The organism is Longispora albida DSM 44784, from assembly GCF_000379825.1.
Lineage (GTDB): Bacteria > Actinomycetota > Actinomycetes > Mycobacteriales > Micromonosporaceae > Longispora > Longispora albida.
In genome coordinates this window covers 74,805-99,520 of the sequence record NZ_KB903825.1, presented here as the reverse complement: position 1 = coordinate 99,520, position 24,716 = coordinate 74,805, and the positions used below count along the sequence as shown (strand labels likewise).

The window sequence follows — 24,716 nt, the reverse complement described above, 5'->3', positions numbered from 1 at the left end:
TGCCCCCGGCAGCCACTGGCCGCCGGGGGCATCGCCCTCTTACTTGAGGTGCTTCTCGGCCTCGACGCAGTTCCCCATCGGCGGCGGGGCGGTGAGCGCGGCCGGCGGGAGTACCGTGGCGCCTTCCGGGAGTGGTGTGACGCCCGGGGGCAGGGTGATCTGGCCGCCGGGGCTGATGCTCGGCGGGTTCGCCTGGACCTGCTTGAAGAACTCCGCGACCGACCGCTGGTGGCTGGCGGTGTCGCGCACGCACGCCTTGATCAGGTCGTAGCCCTTGGCGTCGGGTACCTTGCCCTCGGCGGTGGTGGCCCGCTGCTGGAGTTCGGTGTTCTGCTTCCTGAGCGTCTCGATCTCGCCCGACTGCCGGCTGATCGCCGCGCTGTCCCGGCGGGCGTCGCTGGCGCCCGACACGTACAGCGTGGTCATCACCGCGCCGAAGACGAGCAGCGCGACAGAGACGACGCCGAGAATCACCGGCAGGCGCCGGGTACGCGGCGGTGCCGGCTGCTCCGGTGTCTCCGGTGTCTCCACACTGGACTGTTCCTGGGTGACTTCCTCTTCCGGTTCCACCGTGTGCGTGCCTTCCCCGTGAGTCGTACTGGATCGATGGTTGTCGAGTGTGACACGGGGCGGCCGCCGGAGGCAGTACCCTTTCGGACCATGAAGATGCTGATCACCGGGGCCAGCGGGTTCCTCGGCTCGCGGGTGGCCCGGCTGGCCGTCGCCGCCGGGTACCGCGTGACGGGCTGTTACGCGACCAGCCCGGCTGACGTGCCGGGCGCGGAGTGGCGGCGGCTCGACATCCTCGACGAGGCGGCTGTGGCGGCCGTGATGGCCGAGGTGCGGCCGGATGCCGTGGTGCACACGGCTTTCGTGCAGTCGAGCTGGCCGGTGATCGTGGACGGTACGGCCAGCGTCGCCAAGGCGTGCGGGCCGTCCCGGCTGGTGCACGTGTCCAGCGACGCGGTGTTCGGCGGGCGCGCTGAGGCGTACACGGAAAAGGATCTGCCTTCCCCGGTGAACCCGTACGGCGCGGCAAAAGCAGCAGCCGAAGCGGTCGTGCGCGCCCTGCGCCCGGAGGCGGCGATCGTGCGGAACTCGCTCATCATCGGTGACGGGGACAGCTCGCACGAGCGAGTGATCCGCTCGGTGGCGGCTGGCCAGGGCATTCTCTTCACGGAGGAACTGCGCTCGCCGATCCACGTGACCGACCTGACGGCGGCGGTCCTCGAACTGGCCACAATGGACTATTCCGGTGTGCTGAACGTGGCCGGCCCGGAGGCCATGAGCCGCTACGAGCTGGGCGTGGCCCTCGCCCCCCGCCTCGGCATCGACCCGGCGGCCCTGAAGGGCGGCCCGGCGCCGTTCGCGTGCCCGGGCGAGGTCGTGCTGGACACGAGCCGGGCCCGCGCGCTGCTCCGGACCCGCCTGCGCGGCGTTTCCGAGCTGGTCTGACCGGGAGCTGGTCCTAGGACCAAGGTCGCAGCCGCCCTCCGGTCTCCGGTCCGATGGCACTGCCCGGCCCGGTGCATAGCCTCGGGAACGTCCACACCGGACCTGATCCTGGGGGAACTCATGACGTACCTGGTAACCGCAGCGACCGGCAGGGCCGGCCGGCACGTGGTGGCCGAGCTGCTGCGCAAGGGGGAGAAAGTCCGGGCGCTGACCCGCGACCCGGCGAGCGCGAACCTCCCGCCAGAGGTGGAGGTCGTGGGCGGCGACCTGACCGACCCGGCCTCGCTCGCCGGGGCCTTCGACGGCGTGACCGGCGTGCACCTCGTGGTGCAGGGCGGCGACGGCTACGCGACGCTGAGGACCGGCCCGGACATCGCCGTCCTGGCCAAGCGGGCCGGAGTCCAGCGCGTCGTCGTGCTGTGGAACGGCGATCCCGGCCCGGTCGAGGAGGCCATCGCGGCCAGCGGCCTGCCCTGGAGTTCTCTCCAGCCGCCGGACTTCATGGTCAACACGCTCTCGTGGGCGGCCTCGATCAAGGCCACCGGCGGGATCAGTGAACCTTTCGGTGACGTCCTCAGCGCGGCCGTGCACGAGGCCGACGTGGGCGCGGCCTCGGCGGCGCTGCTCGTCAGGGAGGACCACAGCGGGCAGGCCTACCCGCTGACCGGCCCCGAGGCGCTCAGCCCGCGCCGCAAGCTCGCCATCCTCGGCGAGGCCATCGGCCGTGACCTGGTCTTCACCGAGCTGACCGAGAACCAGGCCCGCGAACGCTGGCAGCGGGCAGGCCACGCCCCCGACCTCGTCGACCTCCTCGCGAGCTGGGCGAAGAACCCGCCCGCCTCGGCGTACACCGTCACGGGCAACGTCGAGCGGCTCACCGGGCGCCCGGCCAGGGACTTCGCGAGCTGGGCAGCCGAGTACGCCTCCAGCTTCCGCTGACGCCGCAGGTCAGGGCTCGCCGGCCGGCTCGTCGTCCCAGGTGATCGCGGTCGTGGTGCCGTGCTCCCAGTCGGCGCGGAGGATGCCGTAGCCGATCGTGTCGTGCAGCTCGCCGCCCTGGCCCTGCCACGACTGCCGGTAGTGCGCCTCCTTGACGTAACCGGCCCGGCCGAACACCCGGCGCATCGCCGTGTTGTCCCGCCGCGTCGTGCCTTCGACCCTGGTGATGGCCGGGTACTCCGTGAACAGGTACCCGGTCAGCCACCGCACGGCCACCAGCCCCGTGCCCTGCCCCCTGGCTGCCGCCACGAGCCGCAGGTCGAACATCGGGATGTCGTCCCCGAGGTCCATCAACCGGACCAGCCCCGAGCGCTTCCCGTCCGCCACGATCCAGAACGAGCGGGCCTCGGCACTGTCGTAGTACCCGGTGGCGGCCAGGCGCAGCACCCGTTCCCGGCTGACCGACCGGGTCACGTGGAACGGCCACTCCTCGCCGGACAGCAGATCGGCCAGTTCCTCAGTGTCCGCAGTGGACGGTACCCAGCGCTCGAAGATCACATCCGGCATGGCCGGATCGTAGAGCAGCCGGGTACCGGTGTCAGACCGGTTTACTGACCTCTCAGGCCAGCTTGCCGGAGACCCGGGAGTCGCCGGGGGAGTAGCCGAGCCTCTCGTACATCGCGATGGCCGGGGCGTTCACCGTGTACACCCCGAGCGAGGCGAAGCCGAACTCCTCCAGGTGCATGCGGGTCAGGGCTGCCGTGATCGCCGCGCCCAGCCCCCGGCCCTGCGCGCTGGGCCGCACACCGATGCCGGAGATCGTCCCGAACCCGTTCCGGCTCACGTCGGCGGCCACGGCCACGAGCTCGCCACCGGCGGCCCGGATGCCGTACCAGGCACGGACGTGCGCGCTCCCCGGCCGGGCCGTGCTCTCCGGCAGGGCCAGGTCCAGCACCTCGTTGATGCCGTCCGCGTCGGTGGTGACCTCGACGAGTTCCTCGCCCGCACGGAGCTTCGGTGGCGCGGTCGTCCACTTGAAGTCCCACTCGTGGACCTTGCCTGCCAGGGCCAGCCCGGTACCGTGCGGGCTGCTGGTCCAGCACCCCGGCCGCAGCGCGCCCTCGGCGATCGCGTACTCGTACAGCGCCCGGCAGACCACCGGGTCGCCGAGCGCCTGACCCTCCGGATCGGCCTCGTGGACGTCCTGGGCGATCGCGAGCACCGCGCCGTCCGCCACGTAGGCCCTCGCGTGCTCGTCGTCGCGCAGCGAGTACGCGAGATACGGGGTGTAGCGGGCGGCGAGGATGGCCGCGCGGCCCTCGATGATCTCTGGGGTCACGGTCCACACCGTATCGCCGTGACTGGCGTCACCGTGAACCGGACATACGTGCTTGTGTCCCACCCCGCCGGTAGGGTCTGCGGCGTGGACGCGCTCTTCGATCTCTCGGGGCCCGGCGAGGGCGGCGACAGCTTCGCCGACGTGCCGCCCGGCGCGCCGCTGGCAGTGCGGATGCGGCCGAGGACCCTCGCGGAGCTGGTCGGGCAGGAGCACCTGCTCGCGCCCGGTGCCCCGCTGCACCAGCTCGTCACCGGGGACTCGCCCATGTCGGTGATCCTGTGGGGGCCGCCGGGCAGCGGCAAGACCACCGTCGCGCACCTCGTCGCGCGCTCGGCCCAGCGCAAGTTCGTCGCGCTGTCGGCGCTGTCCGCCGGGGTCAAGGACGTCCGGGCCGTGATCGACGCGGCCCGCGCCGACCGGCGGCGCTCCGGCAAGGCCACCGTCCTGTTCATCGACGAGGTGCACCGCTTCACCAAGACCCAGCAGGACTCGCTGCTCGCGGCCGTCGAGGACCGCACGGTCACGCTGCTGGCCGCGACCACCGAGAATCCGTACTTCTCGGTCGTGTCGCCGCTGCTGTCCCGATGCGTGCTGCTCACCCTCCGCCCGCTCGGCGAGACGGCCGTCGGCAAGCTCGTCGACCGGGCGCTGACCGACGAGCGCGGCCTCGGCGGCACCGTCACGCTCAGCCCCGAAGCCCGCGACCACCTCGTCCGGCTGGCCGGCGGCGACGTCCGCAAGGCACTCACGGCACTGGAGGCCGCGGCCAGCACCGCCGACGGCGAGATCGGCCTCGCGACCATCGAGCAGGCCCTCGACGTGGCCGCCGTGCGGTACGACCGCGACGGCGACGGGCACTACGACATCTCCAGCGCGCTGATCAAGAGCCTCCGCGGATCCGACGTGGACGCCGCGCTGCACTGGCTGGCCCGGATGCTGGTGGCGGGGGAGGACCCCCGGTACATCGCCCGGCGGCTGGTCATCTTCGCCAGCGAGGACATCGGGATGGCCGACCCGGTCGCACTCCAGGTCGCGGTCGCCGCGGCCGAGGCCGTCGCGTTCATCGGCCTGCCGGAGGGGCGGCTCAACCTCGCCCAGGCCGTCATCCACCTGGCCACCGCGCCCAAGTCCAACGCGGTGATCGTCGCGATCGACGAGGCGATGGCCGACGTGCGGGCCGGGCGTACCGGCACCGTCCCCGCCCACCTCCGCGACGCCCACTACGCCGGGGCCAAGGGCCTCGGGCACGGCGCGGGTTACCGCTACCCGCACGACGACCCACGGGGCGTGCTCAGCCAGCAGTACGCCCCCGGCCCGGCCCTCGGCCGCGACTACTACCGCCCGTCCGGCCACGGCTCCGAGCGTGCCGTGGCGGAGCGGCTGGACAAGCTCCGGGCCATCATCCGCTCGGAACAGCCCCGCAACAGCCACAGCTAACGCAGAAGGAATCCCGGTGCGTACACGATCCATGATCTTCCCTGCCCTGCTGGTGGCTGCCCTCGCGCTCACCGGCTGCGGCGGGGTCGGCGGCGCCGACGACGCCCTCGCCAAGGTCAAGGTGCCCGACTGGTTCACCGAGCCGTCGGACAAGACCGAGGACGGGAAGTTCGTCCGGACATACCTCAAGCTGCCCAAGAGCGGCCCGGAGGCCGAGGTCGCCTACGCGCAGGCCCTGGACCGGGCCGGCTGGAAGTTCCACGACGAGGGCCCGGTCTGCGGGAAGAAGGCGGCCAAGGAGGGCTGCTGGACGGGCAGCGACCTGCTGGTCACGTTCAAGGCCAGCGCGAACGACGGCCGGGCCGACACGGTCGTCGCCACTACCCTGACCGTCGTCGTGTCGGCAGGGGAGTAGCGATAGGGTTCTGCGCGGTAGGTTTGTCACGAAGGGGGACACCCGTGTCGTACGGAGAGGTCGCGGCGCTGATCGCGGCGGTGGCATTCGTCGCGCTGGTCGCGTTTCTCGCGGTTCCGATCCTGCGGCTGCGGCACACGGTCGACGCCGCGACGCGGGCGCTGACCGACATGACGGACCGCACCGGCCCGTTGCTGCGCAACGTCAACACCACAGTGGACAACGTGAACGTGGCCCTCGGCCAGGTGCAGACGACGCTGGACGGCGTCAACGTGCAGCTCGCCAAGGTGGACACGATCACGAGTCACGCCTCGCACGTCACGGCGAACGTGGCCAACCTGGCCACCGTCGTCACGGCCGCGGCGTCCAACCCGATCGTCAAGGTGGCCGCGCTCGGCTACGGGTTCCGCAAGGCCACGGCCAAGCGGAGGCACGACTCGGAGGAACGCGAGGTCCGCGAGGAGATGAAGGCACGCCGGAAGGGCAGGTAGGCCATGTTCAAGCGGGTGCTGTGGCTGGGCATCGGCGTCGGGATCGGCGTGCTGGTGATCCGCAAGCTGACCCAGACCGCCGAGTCCTTCACCCCGAAGGGGATCGCCGGGCAGATCGGGGACTCGGCCGGCGGCCTGCTGGGCGAGGTCCGTAGCTTTATCGACGACGTACGCAACGGCGCGGCCGAGCGCGAGGCGGAGATCCACGCCGCCTTCGCCGACGGCGCGCTGATCACCGACTATGTGGAAGAAGAGAGCGACGGCTACTGATGCGGACCGCGGAGATTAAGCGCCGGTTCCTGGCCCATTTCGAGGCGAACGGGCACACGGTCGTGCCCAGCGCACCCCTGCCGGCGATCGAGGACCCCAACCTCCTGTTCATCAACGCCGGCATGGTGCAGTTCGTCCCATACTTCCTGGGTCAGCAGGCAGCCCCGTGGCCGCGTGCCGTCTCCGTGCAGAAGTGCATCAGGACGCCCGACATCGACGAGGTCGGCAAGACCAGCCGGCACGGCACGTTCTTCCAGATGAACGGCAACTTCTCCTTCGGCGACTACTTCAAGGCCGAAGCGATCCCGATGGCCTGGGACCTGCTCACCAAGTCCGTCGCCGACGGCGGCTACGGGCTCGACCCCGAGCGGCTGTGGGCCACGGTGTACCTCGACGACGACGAGGCCATCGACATCTGGCACACGTCGGTGGGCCTCCCGCTCGACCGGATCGTCCGCCGGGGCAAGGCCGACAACTTCTGGTCGATGGGCATCCCCGGCCCGTGCGGCCCGTGCTCGGAGATCTACTACGACCGCGGCCCGGCCTACGGCCAGGAGGGCGGCCCTGCCGTCGACGAGGACCGCTACCTCGAGGTCTGGAACAACGTCTTCATGCAGTTCGAGCGCGGTGCCGGCTCGGACAAGGAGAACTACCCGATCCTCGGTGAGCTGCCCTCCCGCAACATCGACACCGGCATGGGCCTCGAGCGGATCGCCTCGGTGCTCCAGGGCGTCGACAACCTGTACGAGATCGACGAGGTCCGCCCGCTGATCACCAAGGCCGAGGAGCTGACCGGCAGGCGGTACGGCCTCTCCAAGAGCCACATCGCCTCCGAGTCGCACCCCGACGACGTGCGGCTGCGCGTGATCGCCGACCACGTCCGCACCGGCCTGATGCTGATCGGCGACGGCGTGACCCCGTCGAACGAGGGCCGGGGCTACGTGCTCCGCCGGATCATCCGCCGGGCGATCCGCTCGATCCGGCTGCTCGGCTTCGAGGGCCAGGCCCTCCCGCACCTGCTGCCGGTGGCCCGCGACTGCATGGCCCCGAGCTACCCGGAGCTGGAGAGCGACTTCGAGCGCATCTCGCAGTACGCCTACGCCGAGGAGGACGCCTTCCTGTCCACCCTCCGGCAGGGCACCACGATCCTCGACCTCGCGCTCACCGAGACCAAGCAGGCCGGCGGGCAGGCACTGGCCGGGACGAAGGCGTTCCAGCTGCACGACACGTACGGCTTCCCGATCGACCTGACCCTGGAGATCGCCGCCGAGCAGGGCCTGACGGTCGACGTGGAGGGCTTCCGCTCCCTGATGGCCGAGCAGCGCGCGCGGGCCAAGGCCGACGCCGCCGCCCGCAAGAGCGGTCACGCCGACCTGTCGGCCTTCCGCTCGGTACTCGACGAGCACGGCCCGACGGACTGGCTGGCGTACTCGACGCTGGAGACGGACTCGACGGTCCTCGCGATGCTGAAGGACGGCCTGCCGACCCGGCACGCCGCCCCGGGCGAGATCGTCACGGTGATCCTGGACCGGACCCCGTTCTACGCCGAGTCCGGTGGCCAGGACTCCGACGCCGGCCGGATCGCCGGCGACTCGGTCGAGGCCGAGGTGCTCGACGTCCAGCGGCCGGTGAAGAAGCTCGTCACCCACCAGGTACGCGTGCTGCACGGTGAGCTGCACGTCGGCCAGAAGGTGCACGCCGCCGTCGACCCCGAGTGGCGGGTCGGCGCCCGGCAGGCGCACTCCGGCACGCACGTGGTGCACGCCGCGCTCCGGCAGGTGCTCGGCCCGGCGGCGCTGCAGTCCGGCTCGTACAACCGGCCGGGTTACCTGCGGCTCGACTTCTCGTGGCGCGGTGGCCTGTCGGCCGAGACGCGCAGCGAGGTCGAGGAGGTCTCCAACCTCGCCGTCCGCAAGGACCTCGCCGTCACCGCGAACGTGATGCCGCTGGCGAAGGCCAAGGAGATCGGCGCGATCGCGCTGTTCGGCGAGACGTACGACGAGGACGTCCGGGTCGTCGAGATCGGCGGCGAGTGGTCGCGTGAGCTGTGCGGTGGCACGCACGTCGACCGTTCGGCGCAGATCGGCCCGCTGGCCGTCACCGGGGAGTCGTCCGTGGGCGCTGGCTCGCGGCGGATCGAGGCCGTGGTCGGCATCGAGGCCTTCCGGTACCTGGCCCGCGAGCGCGACCTCGTGCTGCGCCTGTCCGAGCTGATGAAGGTGCCGTCCGACCAGCTCGGCGACCGGGTGACGCAGCTCGTGGCCCAGTTCAAGGACACGGAGCGCGAGCTGGAGAAGCTGCGCGCCCAGATGGTGCTGGCCAACTCCGGCGGGCTCGCCGCCGGTGCCAGGGATGTCCGGGGCGTGGCCTTCGTGGGGGCTGAGGCGCCGGAGGGTACCGGGGCAGGCGATGTCCGCACGCTCGCCCAGGATGTCCGGGGCAAGATCGACCCGGCCCGTCCGGCTGTCGTGGCGATCACGGCGAAGGCCGGCGGTAAGGCCTCGATCGTGATCACGGTGAACGCGAAGGCCAAGGAGCTGGGCCTGTCGGCCGGCGACCTGGTGAAGGGCGCGCTGTCCGGCAAGGGCGGCGGCAGCCCCGATCTGGCCCAGGGTGGTGGCCTCCCGGCCGAGCAGGCTGGTGCGCTGCTGGCCGCCGTGGAGAAGCTGGTCGGCGACCGCGCCTGACATGTCCGACGCATCCGGTCAGCCCTGGTGACGGGGCCGGCCGGATGCTGCGCACCGGGGCTGGTGCCGCTAGCCTGCTGGCAGCGTGGCCGCGCCCGGGTACGGGCTGTGCCGGGGGTTCGGTGCTCGTGAACGGTGCCGGGGGAGCAGACTTGCTTCTGGTGCCGTGACTGCGATCGAGAGGGGCAGGCGCGTGACGGCCGCTGAGTGGCGGCGCGGGGTCCGGGTGGGGATCGACGTCGGGAACGTCCGGGTCGGGGTGTCGCGCTCCGATCCCGATGGCATCCTGGCCACTCCGCTGGTCACGCTGCGCAGGGACCCCGAGGGGGGTGCCGAAATTGGGGAAATCGCCCAGATTGTCGCCGAATATGAGGCAATAGAGGTCGTTGTCGGCCTCCCGGTGGCACTGAACGGGAAAGAGGGGCTCGCGGCTGCCGCCGTCCGGCAGTACGCTGCCCGATTGACGGAAAGGCTGCCGGGCATCGGCGTCGTCTTCGCGGACGAGCGGATGTCGACGGTGGTGGCGGGCCGCAGGCTCGCCGAGCGAGGCGTCAAGGGGAGGCGTCAGCGAGCGGTCGTCGATCAGGCGGCCGCGGTCGAGATCCTTCAGGGATACCTGGACGCGCGGAGGCGGCTGTAGATGATGGACGACCTGGAGCTCGTGTACGAGGACGTCGATCCCGGCCGGCACCGCAGGCGGCGGAAGAAGGGCCGTAGCGGCCTGGCCATGATCCTGGTCGTCGTGATCCTCGGCGCGCTGGGCGGCGGCGCCTGGTACGGCGCGAACAAGCTCGGTGACTTCTTCGCCGTGCCGGACTACGAGACAGCTGGCTCTTCCGACACGAGCGTGAAGGTGAAGAAGGGCGAGTCCATCGCCGACATCGGCAACAACCTGATGCACGCCGACGTCGTCAAGAGCGCCAAGGCCTTCGTCAACGCCGCGAAGGAGAACCCGGACAGCACCAAGATCCAGCCGGGGACGTACAAGGTACGCAAGCAGATGCGGGCCAAGGACGCGCTCGCGATGCTGCTGGACCTCAAGAACAAGATCACGACGAAGGTGACGCTCCGCGAGGGCCTGACCATCGGCGGCACGCTCGACGCGCTGTCGAAGGCCACCGGCATCCCCGTCGCTGACTACAAGGCGCTGATCGCCGATCCCGTGGCGCTGGGCGTGCCGGACTTCTGGTTCAAGCGCAACGACGGCAAGCCGGTCGAGAAGTCGATCGAGGGCTTCCTGTTCCCGGACACCTACGAGTTCGAGCCGGGCTTCACCGCGGAGTCGGTGCTCAAGGCCATCATCTTCCGGTTCAACCAGGAGATGGAGGCGCTGGACTTCCTGAACAAGGTGCAGAACGAGCGGAAGATCTCGCCGTTCGAGGCGCTGGTCGTGGCCTCACTGGCCCAGGTGGAGTCGGGCAATGTGGACGACCTGGGTAAGGTTGCCAGGGTGGCGTACAACCGCGCGTACAAGAAGAACATGCCCCTCCAGTTCGACGTGACGGCCAACTACTGGCTGGAGAAGCAGGGCAAGCCGACGAAGAGCTCCTCGGACCTGACCGCGGCGGAGCTCAACGACACCAAGAACCCGTACAACACCGGGGCGAGCAGCAAGGGCCTGCCGGCCGGCCCCATCTCGAACCCGGGCTCGGCCGCGCTGAAGGGCGCGATGGACCCGCCACCCGGTGACTGGGTCTTCTTCGTCGCCGTCGACAAGGAGGGCCACTCGGCCTTCGCGGTCACCGACGACGAGCACCGGGCCAACATCCGCAAGGCATGCCAGGCCGGCGTGCTGTCGGGGGATGCCTGCAAGTGAGAGCCGCGGTCCTCGGCTGCCCGATCAGCCATTCCCTGTCGCCCGTGCTGCACAACGCCGGCTACGCCGCCCTGGGGCTCGACTGGAGCTACGGCGCCTTCGAGGTGGACAAGCCGGATCTGGCGTCCTTCGTGGACAGCTGCGGCCCAGAGTGGGCCGGGCTGTCGCTCACGATGCCGCTGAAGGAGGTCGCCCTGCCGGTGGCGACCGAGGTCTCGGAGCTGGCCCAGCTGCTCGGCGCGGCCAACACGCTCGTCCTGCGGGACGGCCGCCGCTACGCGGACAACACCGACGCGCCGGGCATGGTGTCGGCGTTGCAGGACGTGGACTGCTTCCAGGTCCGCGACGTCGCGATCCTCGGCGCGGGCGGTACGGCCAAGGCCGCGCTGAGCGCCGCCTACGTGCTCGGTGCGCGGGTCACGGTCTTCGCGCGGCGCGAGCAGGCCGCCGTGGACTCCCTGCTGCCGCTGGCGTCGCGCATGGGCGTCCCGATGGTCACCGGTTCCTGGGAGGAGGTCCGGGAGGCTGCCAGCGCCGACGTGATCATTTCGACGGTACCGAAGGGCACGGCCGGCCTGGACAACTTCCAGCTCCGCCCCGAGACGGTCGTCTTCGACGTGCTCTACGACCCGTGGCCGACCCCGCTGGCCGCCTCGGCCCTGCGCGCCGGCTGCCAGGTGGTGAGCGGGCTGGACCTGCTGGCCGCCCAGGCGTACGGCCAGTTCCAGCTCTTCACCGGCCTCCCGGCCCCGCGCGAGCAGATGCGCACGGCCCTGGACGCTGCGGTCCTCGCCCGAGGCTAGCGTCAGAACCAGTGCAGGCAGTGCGGGGCACGCTCGGGGCGGAAGAGAGCGTCAGCGCGGGCTGCGGCCTCCGGGCTGTGAGCCCTGATGTGCCCGGCATGCACGAGCGTGCTCGGCGCGGTGCCGCCGAGGTAGACAGAGGCTAGGTCCCGCACGTCGAGTGACAGGTCGGGATCCAGGTCGGTCGGGACGCACTCGGCCCGGCCACCCCGTACCGACAGCAGGTGGCAGCCGTGCTCGCCGAGGAACGGGTCGCTGACGTCGAGTACGAGGTCGCCGTCGGTGAACCACGCGCGGGCGGCCAGCGCACGCGGAACGTCCAGCAGGCGTAGCCAGAGCCAGTCCTTCTCGTCGGTCACCTGGCCTGCCCGGTAGTCCGCGAGCTGCCAGCGCAGCGGGTGCCCGGGCGGGTGGTTCCTGAACACGATCTGCTTGACCAGGTCGTGCTGGAGTACCAGCCCAGCGAGGGCAGTGAAAACGGCATCGTCGGCGGCAATGGTCTCGTCGACCGTCAGGGTCTCGGAGTCTCCGCTGAGGGAGTAACTGGCGTACCCGTCCGGGACGCCGTGAGCGTCACGGTGGACGGCGACGTAGCGCGGTGTGGCGGCGACCGGAGGCTGACCCGCGCCCAGTGCCCACCAGCGGTGTGGCCTCGACAGAGCACCGGGCTGCACGCGGCGGTACTGGTCGTACACCTCCTCCAGGATCTCGCCGCACCTGGCACGCAGCAGAACCTCGGCCGAGCCGCCCGCCAGTGTCCCGGCCGTCGCGCCCGCCCGGGGCGGGGTGAGGGCGGCCCGGTGGCGTGGCACGGTCAGCCGGGAGGTGAACGTCGCCGGCCCGTAGCCGAACCTGCCGTAGATCGGGGCCTCGGAGGCGGTCAGCACGGCGAGGAACTCGCCTCGGGCCCGCAGGCCAGCGAGCTGCTGCCGCATCAGCGCGGTGAGCACGCCCTGACGCCGGTGTGTGGGCAGGACGCCGACGAGGGTCACCCCGGCAGCCGGGGCGAGGATCCCGCCGGGCAGGGTGAGCTCGAAGGTATACGCGCCGGCGGTGCCGATCGGCTGCCCCTGCGCCGTGACGGCGAGCAGGTTGCGGTCCATCTCGATCGCCGACCACCAGACTCCGCGGCCCTCGGCCGGGTTCTCCCGGAAGAACCCGAACGCGGCGTGCAGCGTGTCGACGAAGACGTCGAGGTCCTGGTCGGTCGTAGGCCGGATCTCCATCGCCGCTGCTGCCTCCCCGTGATACCGGCACCGTGCCCGGTGTCCCGCCACAGTGCACGGTCGCCCCTGGAGCAAGTCAAGCGAAATTCGGCCGGGCCCGGACAGCAGGCCGCCCGGGACCAGACGGAGGAGCGGTCCCGGGCGGAGTGCGTGGTGTTACAGGCCGGCGGTGTTCAGCAGCCGGTTGGCGGTGTTGCCGGTCGAGCCGCCCGAGATGATGCCGGGTGTGGCCTTGTCGACGAACCACTGGTTGAGCGTGGCGGTCGTGACGTCACCGTTGGCCGCCTTGTACAGCGCTGCGGCACCCGCGACGTGCGGGGTGGCCATGGACGTGCCGCTGTAGGTCGCCGTCCCGCCGTTGCGGATGGTCGACAGGATCGACGTACCCGGGGCGTAGAGGTCGACGCAGGTGCCCGTGCTGGACGAGGAGGCACGCGCGTCGTCCTTGGTGGAGTTCGCGACGACGGTGATCCCGGCTGCAGCGCGCGGCGAGATCGAGCAGGAGTCCGCGCCGGTGTTCCCGGCCGAGGCCGCGACGAAGACACCGGACGCGGCCAGCGCCTCGACGGCGTCGTTGAGGGTCTGGTCGAACTGGCCGGAGGCGTTCCACGACATGTTCGCCACGGCGGGCTTCTGGGCGTTGGCGGTGACCCAGTTGACGCCGTCGATGAACATGGACATCGTCTGCCGCTTGCACGCGATGACCTTCACGCCGTGCAGCTTGGCCTTCTTCGCGACGCCGTACGTCGCCGAGCCGATCGTGCCGGCCACGTGGGTGCCGTGGTCGTCACACAGGCCGCCCCGGTCGCGGGTCGCGTCGTAGTCCTGGCTGGCGCGGCCGCCGAAGTCCGGGTGGGACGGGTCGACGCCGGTGTCGATGATGTACGCGTGCACGCCGGTGCCGTCGGCGTTGTAGGTGTAGCCACCCGACAGCGGGAGGGCCGTCTGGTCGATCCGGTCGAGGCCCCAGGACGGTACCGGCGTCTGGGTGGTGTCCAGGGCCGGCGCGTCGAGGTAGCTGTCCTGCTGGACGTAGCTGACCTGTGCCTGGCGGCGCAGCGCCGTGAGCTGCCCGGTGCTGAGCTGGGCTGTGAAGCCGGAGATCCCGGCCTGCCAGGTCCGCTCGGCCTTGATACCCAGGGCGCGGGCCAGGCCGGGCGCGTCGGCGCCGTCACGGAGCCGGACGATGTAGCTGCCCGGCACTGCGGCCCCGGACGAGGCCCCGCGTACCTCGGCGAGGCCCAGGCCGTGACCGGGGATGGGCGTGCCGGCCGCGCTGGCCGGTACACCTGTGGCCGCGGCGAGCAGGCCAGCGGCGGCGGCGGTGAGGAGCAGGCGTTTCATGTGGTTCCTTCCTTCGGGGGGTGGCAGTGTGGCCGCGGTCCGGAACGGACAGCGGCCACACTGGTGAGGAGGGAAGATCAGCCAGCCGGGGTCAGGTTCATCTCGGTGGCGAGGACGGCCCGGTCGACGGACACGCAGTCAGCGGCGGTGATGCCGCCGGTGCCCGAGGTGGCCAGGGAGCGGCAGGCGGCCGGGAGCACGGTGTTGAGCTCCTTGTAGGTGGCCGAGGAGGTCAGCGTGTTCTGCGCGCGCCAGAAGATCTGGCCGGCCTTCGCGAGGCCCAGGCCGGTGATGGTCTGGCCGTTGAAGGTGCCGCCGTCGGCGATCAGGAACGCGGCCTTGTTGCCGACGCCGGAGTTGATGTGCACGTAGGCGCTGTTGTTCGTGCCCTTGTACCAGAGGCTGCTCGACACCTTGTCCGGGTCGCTGAACCGGGTCGGGTCCGACATGGAGCGGATGACGCCGATCGAGGCCGGCAGATCCTCGCCCATGTCCCAGCGGACACCGGCCGCGTCGTTGCCCCGGCCGTTGGTCAGGTCGGAGTACTCACCGAAGATGTCGGACAGCGCCTCGTTGATCGCGCCGCTCTGGCTGGAGTACACCAGGCCGGAGGTGTGCTCGGTGACGCCGTGGGTGAGCTCGTGGGCGATCACGTCGTCGGCGGAGGCGAAGCCGGCGCCGAAGGTCATGCCCTTGCCGTTCCAGAAGGCGTTCTCCATCGGGCAGCCGTAGCCCTGGACGCAGGCCCGGACGATGGCGCGCAGCCGCTTGACGTTGTCGCCCTTGCCGGTCGAGCCGATGGCGGCGGTCAGGTCGTAGCCGAAGTTGGTCTGGTAGTACGACGAGGTGGTGCCGAACAGGTCGAAGGCGTCGTTGACGTCGGTCACGCCGGAGACGGCGCCACCCTCGACGCGCGCGGCGCCCTTGGCCAGGCAGAAGGCCGAGGTCGACACGTAGGTGCTGTTCGCGTCGCAGATCGCGCGGCTGAGCGCCTCGTGCTTGTGCGACAGGCGCAGCACCTCGGTGCCGGAGGTCGCGTCGTAGAGCACCTCGCCGCCCCAGGCGTCGAGGCCGGCCGGCTCGACCTTCACGGACCAGACCAGCTTGACGTCACCCTTCGACGGGGTGCCGGCGTAGATGGCCGGGTCGAACCACGCGAGCTGGCTCTCCGCCTCCTCCAGCGCGTCGACGCCGGTCTTCGCCTCGTCGGCGAAGGACTGCCGGGTCTTCGCGCCGAACTCGCCAGCGCCCTTGGCCGGCTTGGCGGCCTTGTCGGTGGCGGTGGTGGTGTTGCCGTGCAGCGAGGACAGCGCGCCAGCGCCGTCGAGCACCGCCACGAGCTGGCCGCCGAGCACCGGCGCGCCGCCGATGGTCTGCTGGAACCGGACGACGGTGCCGCCGGGCAGCGCGGTCGTCTTGTCGACGGCGAACTGCTTGGCGTTCACGCCGAACCGGCCGGCCAGCGCCTTGAGGTGCGCGGTCGCCTGGGCGGCGGCGTCACCCTTGGCAGCGGGCCGGAGGGTGTGGCCAGCGGCAGCCGACAGGCCGGTGATCCGGCCGGCCGCGTCGTAGGAGACGAGGTCGGCGGGGCGCTCGGCGCTCGCCGGAGAGGTGACCAGCAGGCTGCCGGCCACCAGGGCCGCGCCGGCCAGGGCGATGGCGGCTTTTGCCCGCCGTCCGCCGGGAAGTGCTCGCATGGAGTCGTCCTTCGATCGAGGGGTGAGGGGTTGTGCGAACCCTCGGGTCTGGATCGGAGTATTCGATCTTCAAGCTGAAGCACGCCGGAACATTTGCCTAAAGTTTGCTTAAGAGTGGATTCTTAACTGTTCCGGTCATCCGTCACGGAACACAGCAAAGAGGACCTGCTCGCAGCAGGTCTTTCACCGCTATCGCGATCCGGCGCGAGACTGTTACACCGGTCACGGGAAACCCGCGATCATGTCGCCGGTGCGCTGTCACCCGGCGTGTCCGGCCCGGAAGTTCATGATCGATGTGTACCGGGAACCGGCCACAGTAGACAGGCCGCATGACCTGCACCCCGGCCACGCTCGCCGGCTACGCGATCCTCGCCGTCCTGGGCCTCGCCCTCACCCGGGCCGACCTGGCCTGCCGCCGGCTGCCAGACCGGCTGGTCCTGCCCGGGTACCTGCTGGCCGGGGTGCCGCTCGCGATCGGGCAGCCAGCGGCGCTGCCGAGGGCGGTCGCGGCGGGGCTCGCGTGCGCGGCCTGGTACGGGCTGTTCTGCGCGGCCGGCTGGCTGGGCTTCGGGGACGTGAAGCTCGGCGGGCTGCTCGGCCTGGCCCTCGGTTTCCAGTCCTGGGGCGCCGTCGTGGCCGGGCTGCTCGCCTCCGCTGTGCTCGGCGGGCTGCACGCCGCGCTGGCCCGCCGGCCGGTGATCCCGTACGGCCCGGCCATGCTCGCCGGGAACTTCGTGATTCTTCTCGGCTCCCTGGCGCAATGATCCGGGGTGCTCGTCCCGTCTGAGAGGGTGAGACCCCCTCGGAGGTGAGATGACGTTCGACGAGTTCGCCAGCGCCCGGCTGGACGCCCTGCTCAGGTATGCCGTGATGCTGACCGGTGACCGGCACCTGGCACAGGACGTCGTGCAGGAGACGATGATCCGCGTCCAGCTCAAGTGGCGGAAGGTCGCCAGCGCTGGCCGCCCGGAGGCGTACGTGCGCCGGATGCTGACCAACGTGTACCTGGACTGGCGGCGCGGCTCCTGGTGGCAGCGGGTCGTGTTCGGCCACCCGGACAGGACACCGCCCGAGTCGACAGGGGGAGCGCGGCAGGGCGGATGGCTGGGCACGGCGACCCAGCCGGACCACGCCGTCCTCGCGGCCGAGCGCGACGAGATGTGGGCCAGGCTGGCCACGCTGCCCCGCCGCCAGCGCGCCGCCGTGGTGCTCCGCTACTACGAGTCGCTGACCGACGACGAGATCGCCGAGGTGCTGGACTGCGCCGTCGGCACCGTCCGCAGCAGCATCAGCCGCGCCCTCGCGGCCCTGCGCACCGAGCTGGTCCCGGCCCCCACAGGAGGAAAGCGATGATCGAGGACGAACTCCGGGCCACGTTCGCCCGGCACGAGGACCTGGTACCGGCCGGCGAGCCACTCCTGCCTGCCATCCACTCCGGCGCGGCCCGCCGCCGGTCCCGCCGCCGCTGGGCCGGTGCGGCCGCAGGGCTGGCCGTCGTGCTGCTCGCCGCCGTACCCGCGATGGCACTGCGCGACACCACGGCAGCCCCGGTACCGGGCGCGGCGGCCCCGGCGGCCGAGGCCCGCCAGCTCAACTACCTGATCCTGGGCACGGACCAGGCACAGCGCCCCGACACCATCATGATCCTGAGCGTGAGCCCGGCCAGGGACCGCGCCGCCCTGGTGTCGATCCCGCGCGACCTCGTCACGGACCGGACTCCGGCGGGGACGGCCAGCGAGGTGTCCCGCCTGACCGGGCTGACCTTCGACGGCGCGTTCATCGCCCGGTTCGAGGGCCTGAGCGGCGTGGTCGACGCGGTCGGCGGGCTGGACCTGTGCCTGGAGCACGCGATCCGCTCGCTCCACACCGGACGGACCTACCCGCCGGGCTGCCGCCACTACACGGGGGCCGAGACGGTCGACCTCGCCCGGCAGCGCTACGACGTGCCCCGGGGCGACTTCGGGCGGATCGACAACGGGCAGCAGGTGTTCAAGGCACTGTTCGCCAAGGTGGGCAAGGCCGGCCCGGTTCAGGCCGACGCCGCGCTGCGCGCCGCCGGGGCCTCGCTCAGCGCCGACCTGCGCGGCCGGAGCACCGCCGAGGTGTTCGCCGAGCTGGCCAGGCTCGACCCGGCCACGATGGTCACGGCCACCGCCCCGGTCGAGGTCGAGCCGGTGCACGGCCGGACCAGGGCCACCCCGGAAACCGCCAGGTTCTTCGAGGCGCTCAGGGCCGGGACCATGCAGGCCTGGGTCATCGCCAACCCGCCGAAGACCGTCAACCCGGTGAAATAGGCGCGTGGCTCACCCGGGTACACCCAGAGGATCTTGACCTTGGTCTGGACCGGGAACAGTTCTAGATCTCAATGAGTGGCACTGTACGGGGTCGTGGAGCGGGAACCAGGTGCGCGTGAAAGACTCGACACGTGCTGCGATGGTTTACTGCTGGAGAGTCCCACGGCCCCGCGCTCGTCGCGATCCTGGAGGGTGTGCCCGCCGGGGTGGAGGTCACGAGCGCCGAGATCGAGCGGGAGCTGGCCCGGCGCCGGCTCGGCTATGGCCGTGGCGCCCGGATGAGCTTCGAGAAGGACGTCATCGAGATCATCGGCGGGCTGCGGCACGGCGTGACCCTCGGCAGCCCGTTCGCCGTCCGGGTGGGTAACAGCGAGTGGCCCAAGTGGCAGACCGTGATGGCCGCCGACCCGGTCGACCCGGACGAGCTGGCGGCGCAGGCCCGCAACGCCCCGCTGACCCGGCCGCGTCCCGGGCACGCCGACCTGGCCGGCATGGCGAAGTACGGCCACGACGACGCCCGGCCGATCCTCGAACGGGCCAGCGCCCGCGAGACGGCCGCGCGGGTCGCGATCGGCACGGTCGCCAAGGCACTGCTGAAGCAGGCGTACGGCATCGAGATCGTGTCGCATGTGGTCGAGCTGGGTTCCGTGGCCGCCAAGCCCGGCGTGCTCCCGCTGCCGTCCGACGAGGAACGCATCGACGCCGACCCGCTGCGCTGCCTCGACCCGGAGGCCAGCGCGCGGATGGTCGCCGAGGTCGACGCGGCCAAGAAGGACGCCGACACGCTCGGCGGCATCGTGGAGGTCCTGGCCTACAACGTGCCGATCGGCGTCGGCACGCACACCCAGTGGGACCGGCGGCTCGACGCCAGGCTCGCGGCCGCGCTGATGTCGATCCAGGCCATCAAGGGCGTGGAGGTCGGCGACGGCTTCACCCAGGCCCGCAGCCGGGGGAGCGTCGCCCACGACGAGATGTACCCAGCCGACGGCGGTGTCCGCCGCGAGACCGACCGGGCCGGCGGTATCGAGGGCGGGATGGCCAACGGCCAGCCGATCCGGGTACGCGCCGCGATGAAGCCGATCAGCTCCCTCAACCGGGCACTGGCCACTGTGGACGTGACGACCGGCGAGGCCGCGACGGCGATCAACCAGCGCTCGGACGTCTGTGCCGTACCGGCGGCCGCCGTCGTCGCCGAGGCGATGGTCGCGCTGGTGCTGGCCGACCTGGCTGCCGAGAAGTTCGGCGGCGACTCGGTGGCGGAGATCCGGCGCAACGTGACCGGGTACCTCGACGGGGTGAAGCTCCGGTGACCCGCCCGCTCTGCGTGCTCGTCGGCCCGCCCGGAGCCGGCAAGACCACGATCGGCCGTGCGCTCGCCGAGGCTGCCGGGGTCGCCTTCCGTGACACCGACGCCGACATCGAGGCCCTGGCCGGCAAGCCGATCCCGGAGATCTTCGTCGACTCCGGCGAGGAGCACTTCCGCGCGCTGGAACGCGAGGCGGTCGCCTCGGCCCTGGCCAGCCACGGGGGCGTCCTGGCCCTCGGCGGCGGCGCCGTCCTCGCCGACAGCACCCGCAAGCTCCTGATGGACCACGTCGTCGTGTACCTGGAGCTGGACCTGCCGGCCGCGCTGTCCCGGGTCGGCCTCGGCGGCGGGCGGCCGCTGCTGATCGCGAACCCCCGGGCCACGCTCAGGCATCTCCTCGACCAGCGCCGCCCGTTGTACGAGGAGGTGGCCGACGTGATCGTGCCTGCTGGCGGTACCCCCGCCGAGGTGGTCGCCATGATCAGGGAAGCGATGCGGGAACTCGCCACGTAGGTGTTTCGCGGCGCAGGAATCAGGTACGAGGGAGCTGGCGGCATGACCACGACGATCCCGGTGGGCGGGGACTACGACGTACTCATCGGCAGGGAGCTGCCGGTCACCGTGCCGGGCGCCGACCAGGTCGCCGTGATCCACTCGGCCCCGCTGGCCGAGCACGCGCACCGGATCGCCGCCTCGCTCGGCGGCGCGCGCCCGCTGCTCATCGAGGTACCGGACGCCGAAGCAGGCAAGACCGTCGCGACGGCGGAGAAGTGCTGGGCGGCGCTGGCCGAGGCAGGCTTCACCCGGACCGACGCCGTGGTCGGGGTCGGCGGCGGGGCGGTGACCGACCTGGCCGGGTTCGTCGCGGCGAGCTGGCTGCGCGGGGTCCGCGTCGTCCAGGTACCGACGAGCCTGCTGGGCATGGTCGACGCCGCGGTCGGCGGCAAGACCGGCGTGAACATCGCTGCGGGCAAGAACATGGTCGGAGCGTTCCACCCGCCGTCGCAGGTGGTCTGCGATCTGTCCACCCTGGACACTCTCCCGGCTCCCGAGCTGGTCAACGGGATGGCCGAGATCGTCAAGTGCGGCTTCATCGCCGACCCGGTGATCCTCGACCTCGCGGCGGCGGACTGGAAGGCACACCTGCCGGAGCTGATCGAGCGTTCCATCCAGGTCAAGGTGGACGTGGTCGTCGACGACCTCCGCGACACCGGCCGCCGCGAGTTCCTGAACTACGGGCACACCCTCGGCCACGCCATCGAGCACCTCGAGCACTATCGCTGGCGGCACGGCCACGCGGTCTCCGTCGGCCTGGTCTTCGCCGCCGAGCTGGCCCGGCTCACCGGCCGCCTCGACGAGAGCACGGCGGCCCGGCACCGGACGGCGCTGGCGCAGGTGGGGCTGCCGGTGCAGTACCGGAAGGAGAGCTGGGCCGATCTGCGGGCGGCGATGCGGATCGACAAGAAGGCGCGCGGCTCGGCGCTGCGGTTCGTCGTCCTCGACGGCCTGGCCCAGCCCGCCATCCTGACCGGCCCCGCCGAGGACGTGCTCGAAGAGGCCTTCCAGGCGGTGGCGGCATGAAGGTGTACGTCCTCAACGGCCCCAACCTCGGCCGCCTCGGCCTGCGCGAGCCGGACGTCTACGGCTCCGGCACCCACGCCGACCTCGCGGACCTCTGCCGCAGGACCGGCGCGGAACTCGGCCTCGACGTCACCATCCGCCAGACCGACCACGAGGGCGAGATGATCGGCTGGCTGCACCAGGCGGCCGGCGAGGGCGCTCCGGTCGTCCTCAACGCCGGGGCGTGGACGCACTACTCGATCGCCGTCCGGGACGCGTGCGCGCAGCTGCGAGCCCCGCTGATCGAGGTGCACATCTCCAACGTGCACGCGCGTGAGGAGTTCCGGCACCACTCGGTGCTGTCCGCCGTCGCCACAGGAGTGATCGCGGGCCTGGGCTTCAACAGCTACACCCTGGCCCTGCGCCACATCGCCAGTACATAAGACCTTTCACTTTTTACGAGCCGCCGTAGCACCCTTCCCCGACTCCGCGCTCTCCCGTCCAGCAAGCCGGCCCGGCACTCCTACCGCTTCATCCGGCGTGCCACCATCCCGCCGAACGCGCACCCGATGGCGAGCACGACGATCCAGCGCCTCGTCTCCTTCGAGTCGGCCTTGGGCCGCTTCGGGATCTCGGCGGCGATCGGCGCGTACGGCAGCCCTGGCACAACGACCGGCGGCGGCACCGGCCGAGGGCTCGGCGGAGGCGGGGGAGGAGGCGGAGGCGGAGGCGGAGGCGGAGGCGCACCCGGCACAGGAGGCAACGGGGCCGGCGGCTGCGGTACCAGAGGCGGCTCCGGCGAAGGCACCGGCACCGGCACCGGCTTCGGGGCCGGGCTGGGACCCGGGCTCGGCTTCGGGCTGGGACTCGGCGAAGGCGAAGGCGACGGACTCGGCGTGGGAGACGGCGGCACGGGAGCCGCACAGCTCGTCGCGTCGCTGCTCGCGGCCTTCGGCCCCTGCCCGGCCGGTGCGGCCCTGCGCGGGTCGGCCAGCGGGATCGAGTACCAGTGCGAGGGCTCGCCCGGCGTGTTCACCAGGCCGTACATGACCCGGCCCGGCCCCATGTACAGCGCACCGTACGCCGAGCCGCCCGGCAGGGTCGTCACGGCCTGCGTAAGCCCCGTCGCGGGGTCCACTGTGACCAGACGGGCCGGGCCCAGCAGACCGGACGTCACGCCGTACAGCGAGCCGGTCTGCGCGTCGTACTCCCAGTCGCCCAGCTCCGCCGGCGGGAACATCAGCCGGCTCCGGACCACGCGCGCGCCGCCCGGGTCGATCTCGTGCAGCCAGCCCGACGCTGCGACGTAGTACCGGCTGCCGACCATCGTGCCCGCGTACCCGGTGGCCAGCATGAACCCGAGCGAGCCCCTGTCGGTGACTTCCCCGGACGGGCTGATCTCCAGCAGGTGGGCGCCGTCGCCCATCGGATGCCCGTCCTTACGAAGCCCGAGCGCGTAGAGCCGTTGCCCGTCGCGGGCCAGAGCGTTGACCTGATATCGAAGCTGAACACTGCGTCCCTCGGTGATCACAGCGGAGTTTCCCGAGCTGGCGGGCGTGATCACCACATGGCCGCACGGCATAGGCCCCAAAGGGATCATTATCGGCGCAACGGGACCCACTAGGGAAAACGCCGTGATCAGTATGCTACGCATTGTTTTTTGAGTGTAGTAGGTCAAAATACGTACGTGAACCTCTACCTTCAGGGCATCCTCTGGGTCATCGGCGCGGGCCTGCTGGCCAGCGCGCTCCTGTACTTACTCCAGCGGTACGGCTCGGCGGAGCTGCGGGCCCAGCACAACGACGTCACCGGCGCCGTGTACACCAACCTCGGCGTCCTGTACGCCGTGATGCTCGCGTTCATCGTGATCGCGGTCTGGGACTCCCTCGGCGAGGCGGAGCGCACGAGCTACGCGGAGGCCAACGACCTCGTCGAGGTGTACTGGGCCGGCCAGCACGCCCCGGCACCCCAGGGCCCGAAGATCAAGGAACTCTCCCGGCAGTACGCGATGACGGTCACCGAGGCCGAGTGGCCGAAGATGGCCAGGGGAGAGGCGACCGGCCCCGAGGGCTGGGCCGTCCTCGACCAGCTCCGCACGCAGGTCGAGAGCCTCAAGTCCGAGGACGCCACGGTGCAGGCCCGCTACGACTCCGCCGTGGCCAAGGTCGTCTCCCTGATCGAGAACAGGCAGTCCAGGCTGGACGCCGGCGGCGGCCTGACCCCGGTCGTGTGGCTGGTACTGATCGGCGGCGGGATGCTGTTTATCGCCTTCGCGTTCCTGTTCGGCGTGCCCAGCAGGATCGGCCACCAGATCCTGGTGGTGACGATCACGATGATGGTGGTCATGCTGCTCTTCGCCGTCTACCAGCTGGAGGATCCCTACAGCCGTTCGGGCGCCGTAGGCCCGGAGGGCATGCGCTTCGCCCTGTCCCGCTTCACGCAGATCGGCTGACCGCCGGCCCTGGGCACCAGCGCGTACGGCGGCGAACCGGGCAGGTCGGCATTCGCCGCCGGGGGCTAACCGGGTTCCAGTAGACTTCCCTGCGGCCATTCAGGGCCATCGTAGTTTTCAGACAACTGACATGAAAGAGGACGTAGCGAGGCATGGCATCCACTAATGATCTCAAGAACGGCCTCGTCCTCAACCTCGACGGCGAACTGTGGACCGTCATCGAGTTCCAGCATGTGAAGCCGGGCAAGGGCCCAGCCTTCGTGCGGACGAAGCTGAAGCACGTCATCTCCGGCAAGGTTGTCGACAAGACCTTCAACGCCGGGATCAAGGTCGACACGGCCACCGTGGACCGCCGGGACAACCAGTACCTGTACCCGGACGGCGACGACTACGTCTTCATGGACACCAGCTCCTACGAGCAGTCGCACGTCTCCGGCGAGATCGTCGGCGAGGCCGCCGAGCTGCTCCTCCCCGAGATGATCGTCCAGATCGCCTTCCACGAGGGCGTCGTGCTCTACATCGAGCTCCCGACCAGCGCCGTGTACGAGATCACGTACACCGAGCCCGGCCTGCAGGGCGACCGGTCCACCAGCGGCAACAAGCCCGCCACCGTGGAGACCGGCGCGACGATCCAGGTCCCGCTGTTCATCAACCAGGGCGAGAAGATCAAGGTCGACACGCGAGACAAGCGGTACCTCGGTCGTGCCTGACGATGTGACGGGCTACAACCCGGCGCGCCGCAAGGCGCGCCGGCGAGCCCTCGACGTGCTGTACGAGGCGGACATCCGCCAGGTCGGCATCCTCGGGATCCTCACGGCCCGCCAGCAGATCTCCACCCGTGAGCAGAAGTCGGGCACGCCGCAGTTCTCCGAGTACGCCGTGGCCCTCGTCGAGGGCGTCGTCGCGCACCGCGAGCACATCGACGAGCTGATCGCCAGCTACGCCGAGGGCTGGACCCTCGAGCGCATGCCGGCCGTCGACCGCAACCTGCTCCGCATCGCCGTGTTCGAGCTGATGTGGGGCGAGGACATCGACGCCCCGGTCGCGATCAGTGAGGCCGTCGAGCTCGCCAAGGAACTGTCGACCGACGACTCCCCGCGCTTCGTCAACGGCGTCCTCGGCCGCATCAGCGACTACTCCGGCCGCTGGTAGTTCTGGTTCTGCCGACCCGGTGAGCGAAAATCT

The 24,716-nt window shown here is 71.0% G+C and carries 27 protein-coding genes; 20 read left to right on the top strand and 7 right to left on the bottom strand.

Annotation, left to right across the window (positions count from 1 at the left end; all coding sequences use genetic code 11):
• Positions 1-39 precede the first annotated feature (39 nt).
• Positions 40-570 carry a hypothetical protein gene (locus tag A3G1_RS0114145; RefSeq protein WP_018350132.1) on the bottom strand — a complete coding sequence of 177 codons (531 nt, stop codon included), beginning with the start codon at positions 568-570 and terminating at the stop codon, positions 40-42.
• A 90-nt stretch (positions 571-660) separates the two neighbouring features.
• Between A3G1_RS0114145 and A3G1_RS0114140 the strand changes: the two genes are divergently transcribed.
• A complete protein-coding gene (locus tag A3G1_RS0114140) occupies positions 661-1,455 on the top strand; it encodes an SDR family oxidoreductase (protein ID WP_018350131.1) in 795 nt (264 codons plus the stop codon).
• A 120-nt stretch (positions 1,456-1,575) separates the two neighbouring features.
• The gene (locus tag A3G1_RS0114135; RefSeq protein WP_018350130.1) at positions 1,576-2,394 is read left to right on the top strand and encodes an NmrA family NAD(P)-binding protein; all 819 of its coding nucleotides are present in this window, start codon (positions 1,576-1,578) and stop codon (positions 2,392-2,394) included.
• A 9-nt stretch (positions 2,395-2,403) separates the two neighbouring features.
• Here the strand turns inward: A3G1_RS0114135 and A3G1_RS0114130 are convergent, their stop codons facing one another.
• Positions 2,404-2,961, bottom strand: coding sequence for a GNAT family N-acetyltransferase (locus A3G1_RS0114130; protein WP_018350129.1), 558 nt, complete (start codon positions 2,959-2,961; stop codon positions 2,404-2,406).
• A gap of 52 nt (positions 2,962-3,013) precedes the next feature.
• Positions 3,014-3,733, bottom strand: a complete 720-nt coding sequence (locus A3G1_RS38575; RefSeq protein WP_157641137.1) for a GNAT family N-acetyltransferase — start codon at positions 3,731-3,733, stop codon at positions 3,014-3,016.
• Positions 3,734-3,817: 84 nt separating this feature from the next.
• Here A3G1_RS38575 and A3G1_RS0114120 point away from each other — a divergent pair, with 84 nt between their 5' ends.
• The 8 genes from A3G1_RS0114120 (at position 3,818) to A3G1_RS0114085 (ending at position 11,652) form a co-directional block, all read left to right on the top strand.
• Positions 3,818-5,170 carry a replication-associated recombination protein A gene (locus tag A3G1_RS0114120; protein WP_425411384.1) on the top strand — a complete coding sequence of 451 codons (1,353 nt, stop codon included), beginning with the start codon at positions 3,818-3,820 and terminating at the stop codon, positions 5,168-5,170.
• 16 nt (positions 5,171-5,186) lie between these two features.
• Positions 5,187-5,585, top strand: coding sequence for a hypothetical protein (locus A3G1_RS0114115; protein WP_157641136.1), 399 nt, complete (start codon positions 5,187-5,189; stop codon positions 5,583-5,585).
• A gap of 44 nt (positions 5,586-5,629) precedes the next feature.
• On the top strand, positions 5,630-6,076 hold the full coding sequence (locus A3G1_RS0114110) for a DUF948 domain-containing protein (RefSeq protein ID WP_018350125.1): 447 nt from the start codon (positions 5,630-5,632) through the stop codon (positions 6,074-6,076).
• A gap of 3 nt (positions 6,077-6,079) precedes the next feature.
• Positions 6,080-6,346: a DUF6167 family protein gene (locus tag A3G1_RS0114105; RefSeq protein ID WP_018350124.1), complete on the top strand. Its 267-nt coding sequence runs from the start codon at positions 6,080-6,082 to the stop codon at positions 6,344-6,346.
• On the top strand, positions 6,346-9,033 hold the full coding sequence (gene alaS, locus A3G1_RS0114100; RefSeq protein ID WP_018350123.1) for an alanine--tRNA ligase: 2,688 nt from the start codon (positions 6,346-6,348) through the stop codon (positions 9,031-9,033). Before A3G1_RS0114105 ends, alaS begins: the two co-directional genes overlap by 1 nt.
• Positions 9,034-9,199: 166 nt before the next feature.
• Positions 9,200-9,673, top strand: a complete 474-nt coding sequence (gene ruvX, locus A3G1_RS0114095) for a Holliday junction resolvase RuvX (RefSeq protein ID WP_018350122.1) — start codon at positions 9,200-9,202, stop codon at positions 9,671-9,673.
• Positions 9,674-10,849, top strand: a complete 1,176-nt coding sequence (gene mltG, locus A3G1_RS0114090) for an endolytic transglycosylase MltG (protein ID WP_018350121.1) — start codon at positions 9,674-9,676, stop codon at positions 10,847-10,849. It begins immediately after the preceding gene.
• On the top strand, positions 10,810-11,652 hold the full coding sequence (locus tag A3G1_RS0114085) for a shikimate dehydrogenase (RefSeq protein WP_051110532.1): 843 nt from the start codon (positions 10,810-10,812) through the stop codon (positions 11,650-11,652). The genes mltG and A3G1_RS0114085 overlap by 40 nt, the downstream gene beginning before the upstream one ends.
• Positions 11,653-11,654: 2 nt before the next feature.
• Here A3G1_RS0114085 and A3G1_RS0114080 read toward each other — a convergent pair whose 3' ends face one another.
• The 3 genes from A3G1_RS0114080 to A3G1_RS0114070 all read right to left on the bottom strand — a co-directional run bounded on the left by A3G1_RS0114080 (position 11,655) and on the right by A3G1_RS0114070 (position 15,919).
• Positions 11,655-12,878, bottom strand: a complete 1,224-nt coding sequence (locus A3G1_RS0114080; RefSeq protein WP_018350119.1) for a GNAT family N-acetyltransferase — start codon at positions 12,876-12,878, stop codon at positions 11,655-11,657.
• Between the two features lie 156 nt (positions 12,879-13,034).
• Positions 13,035-14,222: a S8 family peptidase gene (locus A3G1_RS0114075; RefSeq protein WP_018350118.1), complete on the bottom strand. Its 1,188-nt coding sequence runs from the start codon at positions 14,220-14,222 to the stop codon at positions 13,035-13,037.
• Positions 14,223-14,299: 77 nt separating this feature from the next.
• Positions 14,300-15,919, bottom strand: a complete 1,620-nt coding sequence (locus A3G1_RS0114070) for a M4 family metallopeptidase (protein ID WP_018350117.1) — start codon at positions 15,917-15,919, stop codon at positions 14,300-14,302.
• A 329-nt stretch (positions 15,920-16,248) separates the two neighbouring features.
• Between A3G1_RS0114070 and A3G1_RS34855 the strand changes: the two genes are divergently transcribed.
• The 7 genes from A3G1_RS34855 to aroQ all read left to right on the top strand — a co-directional run bounded on the left by A3G1_RS34855 (position 16,249) and on the right by aroQ (position 21,522).
• On the top strand, positions 16,249-16,683 hold the full coding sequence (locus A3G1_RS34855; protein WP_018350116.1) for a prepilin peptidase: 435 nt from the start codon (positions 16,249-16,251) through the stop codon (positions 16,681-16,683).
• A 49-nt stretch (positions 16,684-16,732) separates the two neighbouring features.
• Positions 16,733-17,272 (top strand): SigE family RNA polymerase sigma factor, encoded by a 540-nt coding sequence (locus A3G1_RS0114060; protein WP_018350115.1) that lies wholly within the window; start codon positions 16,733-16,735, stop codon positions 17,270-17,272.
• The gene (locus A3G1_RS0114055; protein ID WP_018350114.1) at positions 17,269-18,213 is read left to right on the top strand and encodes an LCP family protein; all 945 of its coding nucleotides are present in this window, start codon (positions 17,269-17,271) and stop codon (positions 18,211-18,213) included. Before A3G1_RS0114060 ends, A3G1_RS0114055 begins: the two co-directional genes overlap by 4 nt.
• A gap of 131 nt (positions 18,214-18,344) precedes the next feature.
• Positions 18,345-19,523: a chorismate synthase gene (aroC, locus tag A3G1_RS0114050; RefSeq protein WP_040478385.1), complete on the top strand. Its 1,179-nt coding sequence runs from the start codon at positions 18,345-18,347 to the stop codon at positions 19,521-19,523.
• Positions 19,520-20,032, top strand: a complete 513-nt coding sequence (locus A3G1_RS0114045; RefSeq protein WP_018350112.1) for a shikimate kinase — start codon at positions 19,520-19,522, stop codon at positions 20,030-20,032. The genes aroC and A3G1_RS0114045 overlap by 4 nt, the downstream gene beginning before the upstream one ends.
• 42 nt (positions 20,033-20,074) lie before the next feature.
• Complete coding sequence (gene aroB / locus A3G1_RS0114040; RefSeq protein ID WP_018350111.1) at positions 20,075-21,100, top strand: 3-dehydroquinate synthase; 1,026 nt, start codon at positions 20,075-20,077, stop codon at positions 21,098-21,100.
• A complete protein-coding gene (gene aroQ, locus A3G1_RS0114035; RefSeq protein ID WP_018350110.1) occupies positions 21,097-21,522 on the top strand; it encodes a type II 3-dehydroquinate dehydratase in 426 nt (141 codons plus the stop codon). The genes aroB and aroQ overlap by 4 nt, the downstream gene beginning before the upstream one ends.
• An 80-nt stretch (positions 21,523-21,602) precedes the next feature.
• Here the strand turns inward: aroQ and A3G1_RS0114030 are convergent, their stop codons facing one another.
• Positions 21,603-22,661, bottom strand: a complete 1,059-nt coding sequence (locus A3G1_RS0114030) for a DUF6923 family protein (protein ID WP_425411383.1) — start codon at positions 22,659-22,661, stop codon at positions 21,603-21,605.
• A 105-nt stretch (positions 22,662-22,766) separates the two neighbouring features.
• Here A3G1_RS0114030 and A3G1_RS0114025 point away from each other — a divergent pair, with 105 nt between their 5' ends.
• The 3 genes from A3G1_RS0114025 to nusB all read left to right on the top strand — a co-directional run bounded on the left by A3G1_RS0114025 (position 22,767) and on the right by nusB (position 24,683).
• Positions 22,767-23,531, top strand: a complete 765-nt coding sequence (locus tag A3G1_RS0114025) for a bestrophin-like domain (RefSeq protein WP_018350108.1) — start codon at positions 22,767-22,769, stop codon at positions 23,529-23,531.
• A gap of 152 nt (positions 23,532-23,683) precedes the next feature.
• Entirely contained in the window at positions 23,684-24,241 is a 558-nt protein-coding gene (efp, locus tag A3G1_RS0114020) for an elongation factor P (protein WP_018350107.1), read from the top strand.
• On the top strand, positions 24,234-24,683 hold the full coding sequence (gene nusB, locus A3G1_RS0114015; protein WP_018350106.1) for a transcription antitermination factor NusB: 450 nt from the start codon (positions 24,234-24,236) through the stop codon (positions 24,681-24,683). Before efp ends, nusB begins: the two co-directional genes overlap by 8 nt.
• Positions 24,684-24,716: the final 33 nt, after the last annotated feature.

Coding starts and splice junctions, on each gene's coding strand:
- A3G1_RS0114140 (WP_018350131.1), top strand. CDS start 661: ATGAAGATGCTGATCACCGGGGCCAGCGGGTTCCTCGGCTCGCGGGTG.
- A3G1_RS0114135 (WP_018350130.1), top strand. CDS start 1,576: ATGACGTACCTGGTAACCGCAGCGACCGGCAGGGCCGGCCGGCACGTG.
- A3G1_RS0114130 (WP_018350129.1), bottom strand. CDS start 2,961: ATGCCGGATGTGATCTTCGAGCGCTGGGTACCGTCCACTGCGGACACT.
- A3G1_RS0114105 (WP_018350124.1), top strand. CDS start 6,080: ATGTTCAAGCGGGTGCTGTGGCTGGGCATCGGCGTCGGGATCGGCGTG.
- alaS (WP_018350123.1), top strand. CDS start 6,346: ATGCGGACCGCGGAGATTAAGCGCCGGTTCCTGGCCCATTTCGAGGCG.
- mltG (WP_018350121.1), top strand. CDS start 9,674: ATGATGGACGACCTGGAGCTCGTGTACGAGGACGTCGATCCCGGCCGG.
- A3G1_RS0114085 (WP_051110532.1), top strand. CDS start 10,810: ATGCCAGGCCGGCGTGCTGTCGGGGGATGCCTGCAAGTGAGAGCCGCG.
- A3G1_RS0114080 (WP_018350119.1), bottom strand. CDS start 12,878: ATGGAGATCCGGCCTACGACCGACCAGGACCTCGACGTCTTCGTCGAC.
- A3G1_RS0114075 (WP_018350118.1), bottom strand. CDS start 14,222: ATGAAACGCCTGCTCCTCACCGCCGCCGCCGCTGGCCTGCTCGCCGCG.
- A3G1_RS0114070 (WP_018350117.1), bottom strand. CDS start 15,919: ATGCGAGCACTTCCCGGCGGACGGCGGGCAAAAGCCGCCATCGCCCTG.
- A3G1_RS34855 (WP_018350116.1), top strand. CDS start 16,249: ATGACCTGCACCCCGGCCACGCTCGCCGGCTACGCGATCCTCGCCGTC.
- A3G1_RS0114060 (WP_018350115.1), top strand. CDS start 16,733: ATGACGTTCGACGAGTTCGCCAGCGCCCGGCTGGACGCCCTGCTCAGG.
- A3G1_RS0114055 (WP_018350114.1), top strand. CDS start 17,269: ATGATCGAGGACGAACTCCGGGCCACGTTCGCCCGGCACGAGGACCTG.
- aroB (WP_018350111.1), top strand. CDS start 20,075: ATGACCACGACGATCCCGGTGGGCGGGGACTACGACGTACTCATCGGC.
- aroQ (WP_018350110.1), top strand. CDS start 21,097: ATGAAGGTGTACGTCCTCAACGGCCCCAACCTCGGCCGCCTCGGCCTG.
- A3G1_RS0114030 (WP_425411383.1), bottom strand. CDS start 22,661: ATGCCGTGCGGCCATGTGGTGATCACGCCCGCCAGCTCGGGAAACTCC.
- efp (WP_018350107.1), top strand. CDS start 23,684: ATGGCATCCACTAATGATCTCAAGAACGGCCTCGTCCTCAACCTCGAC.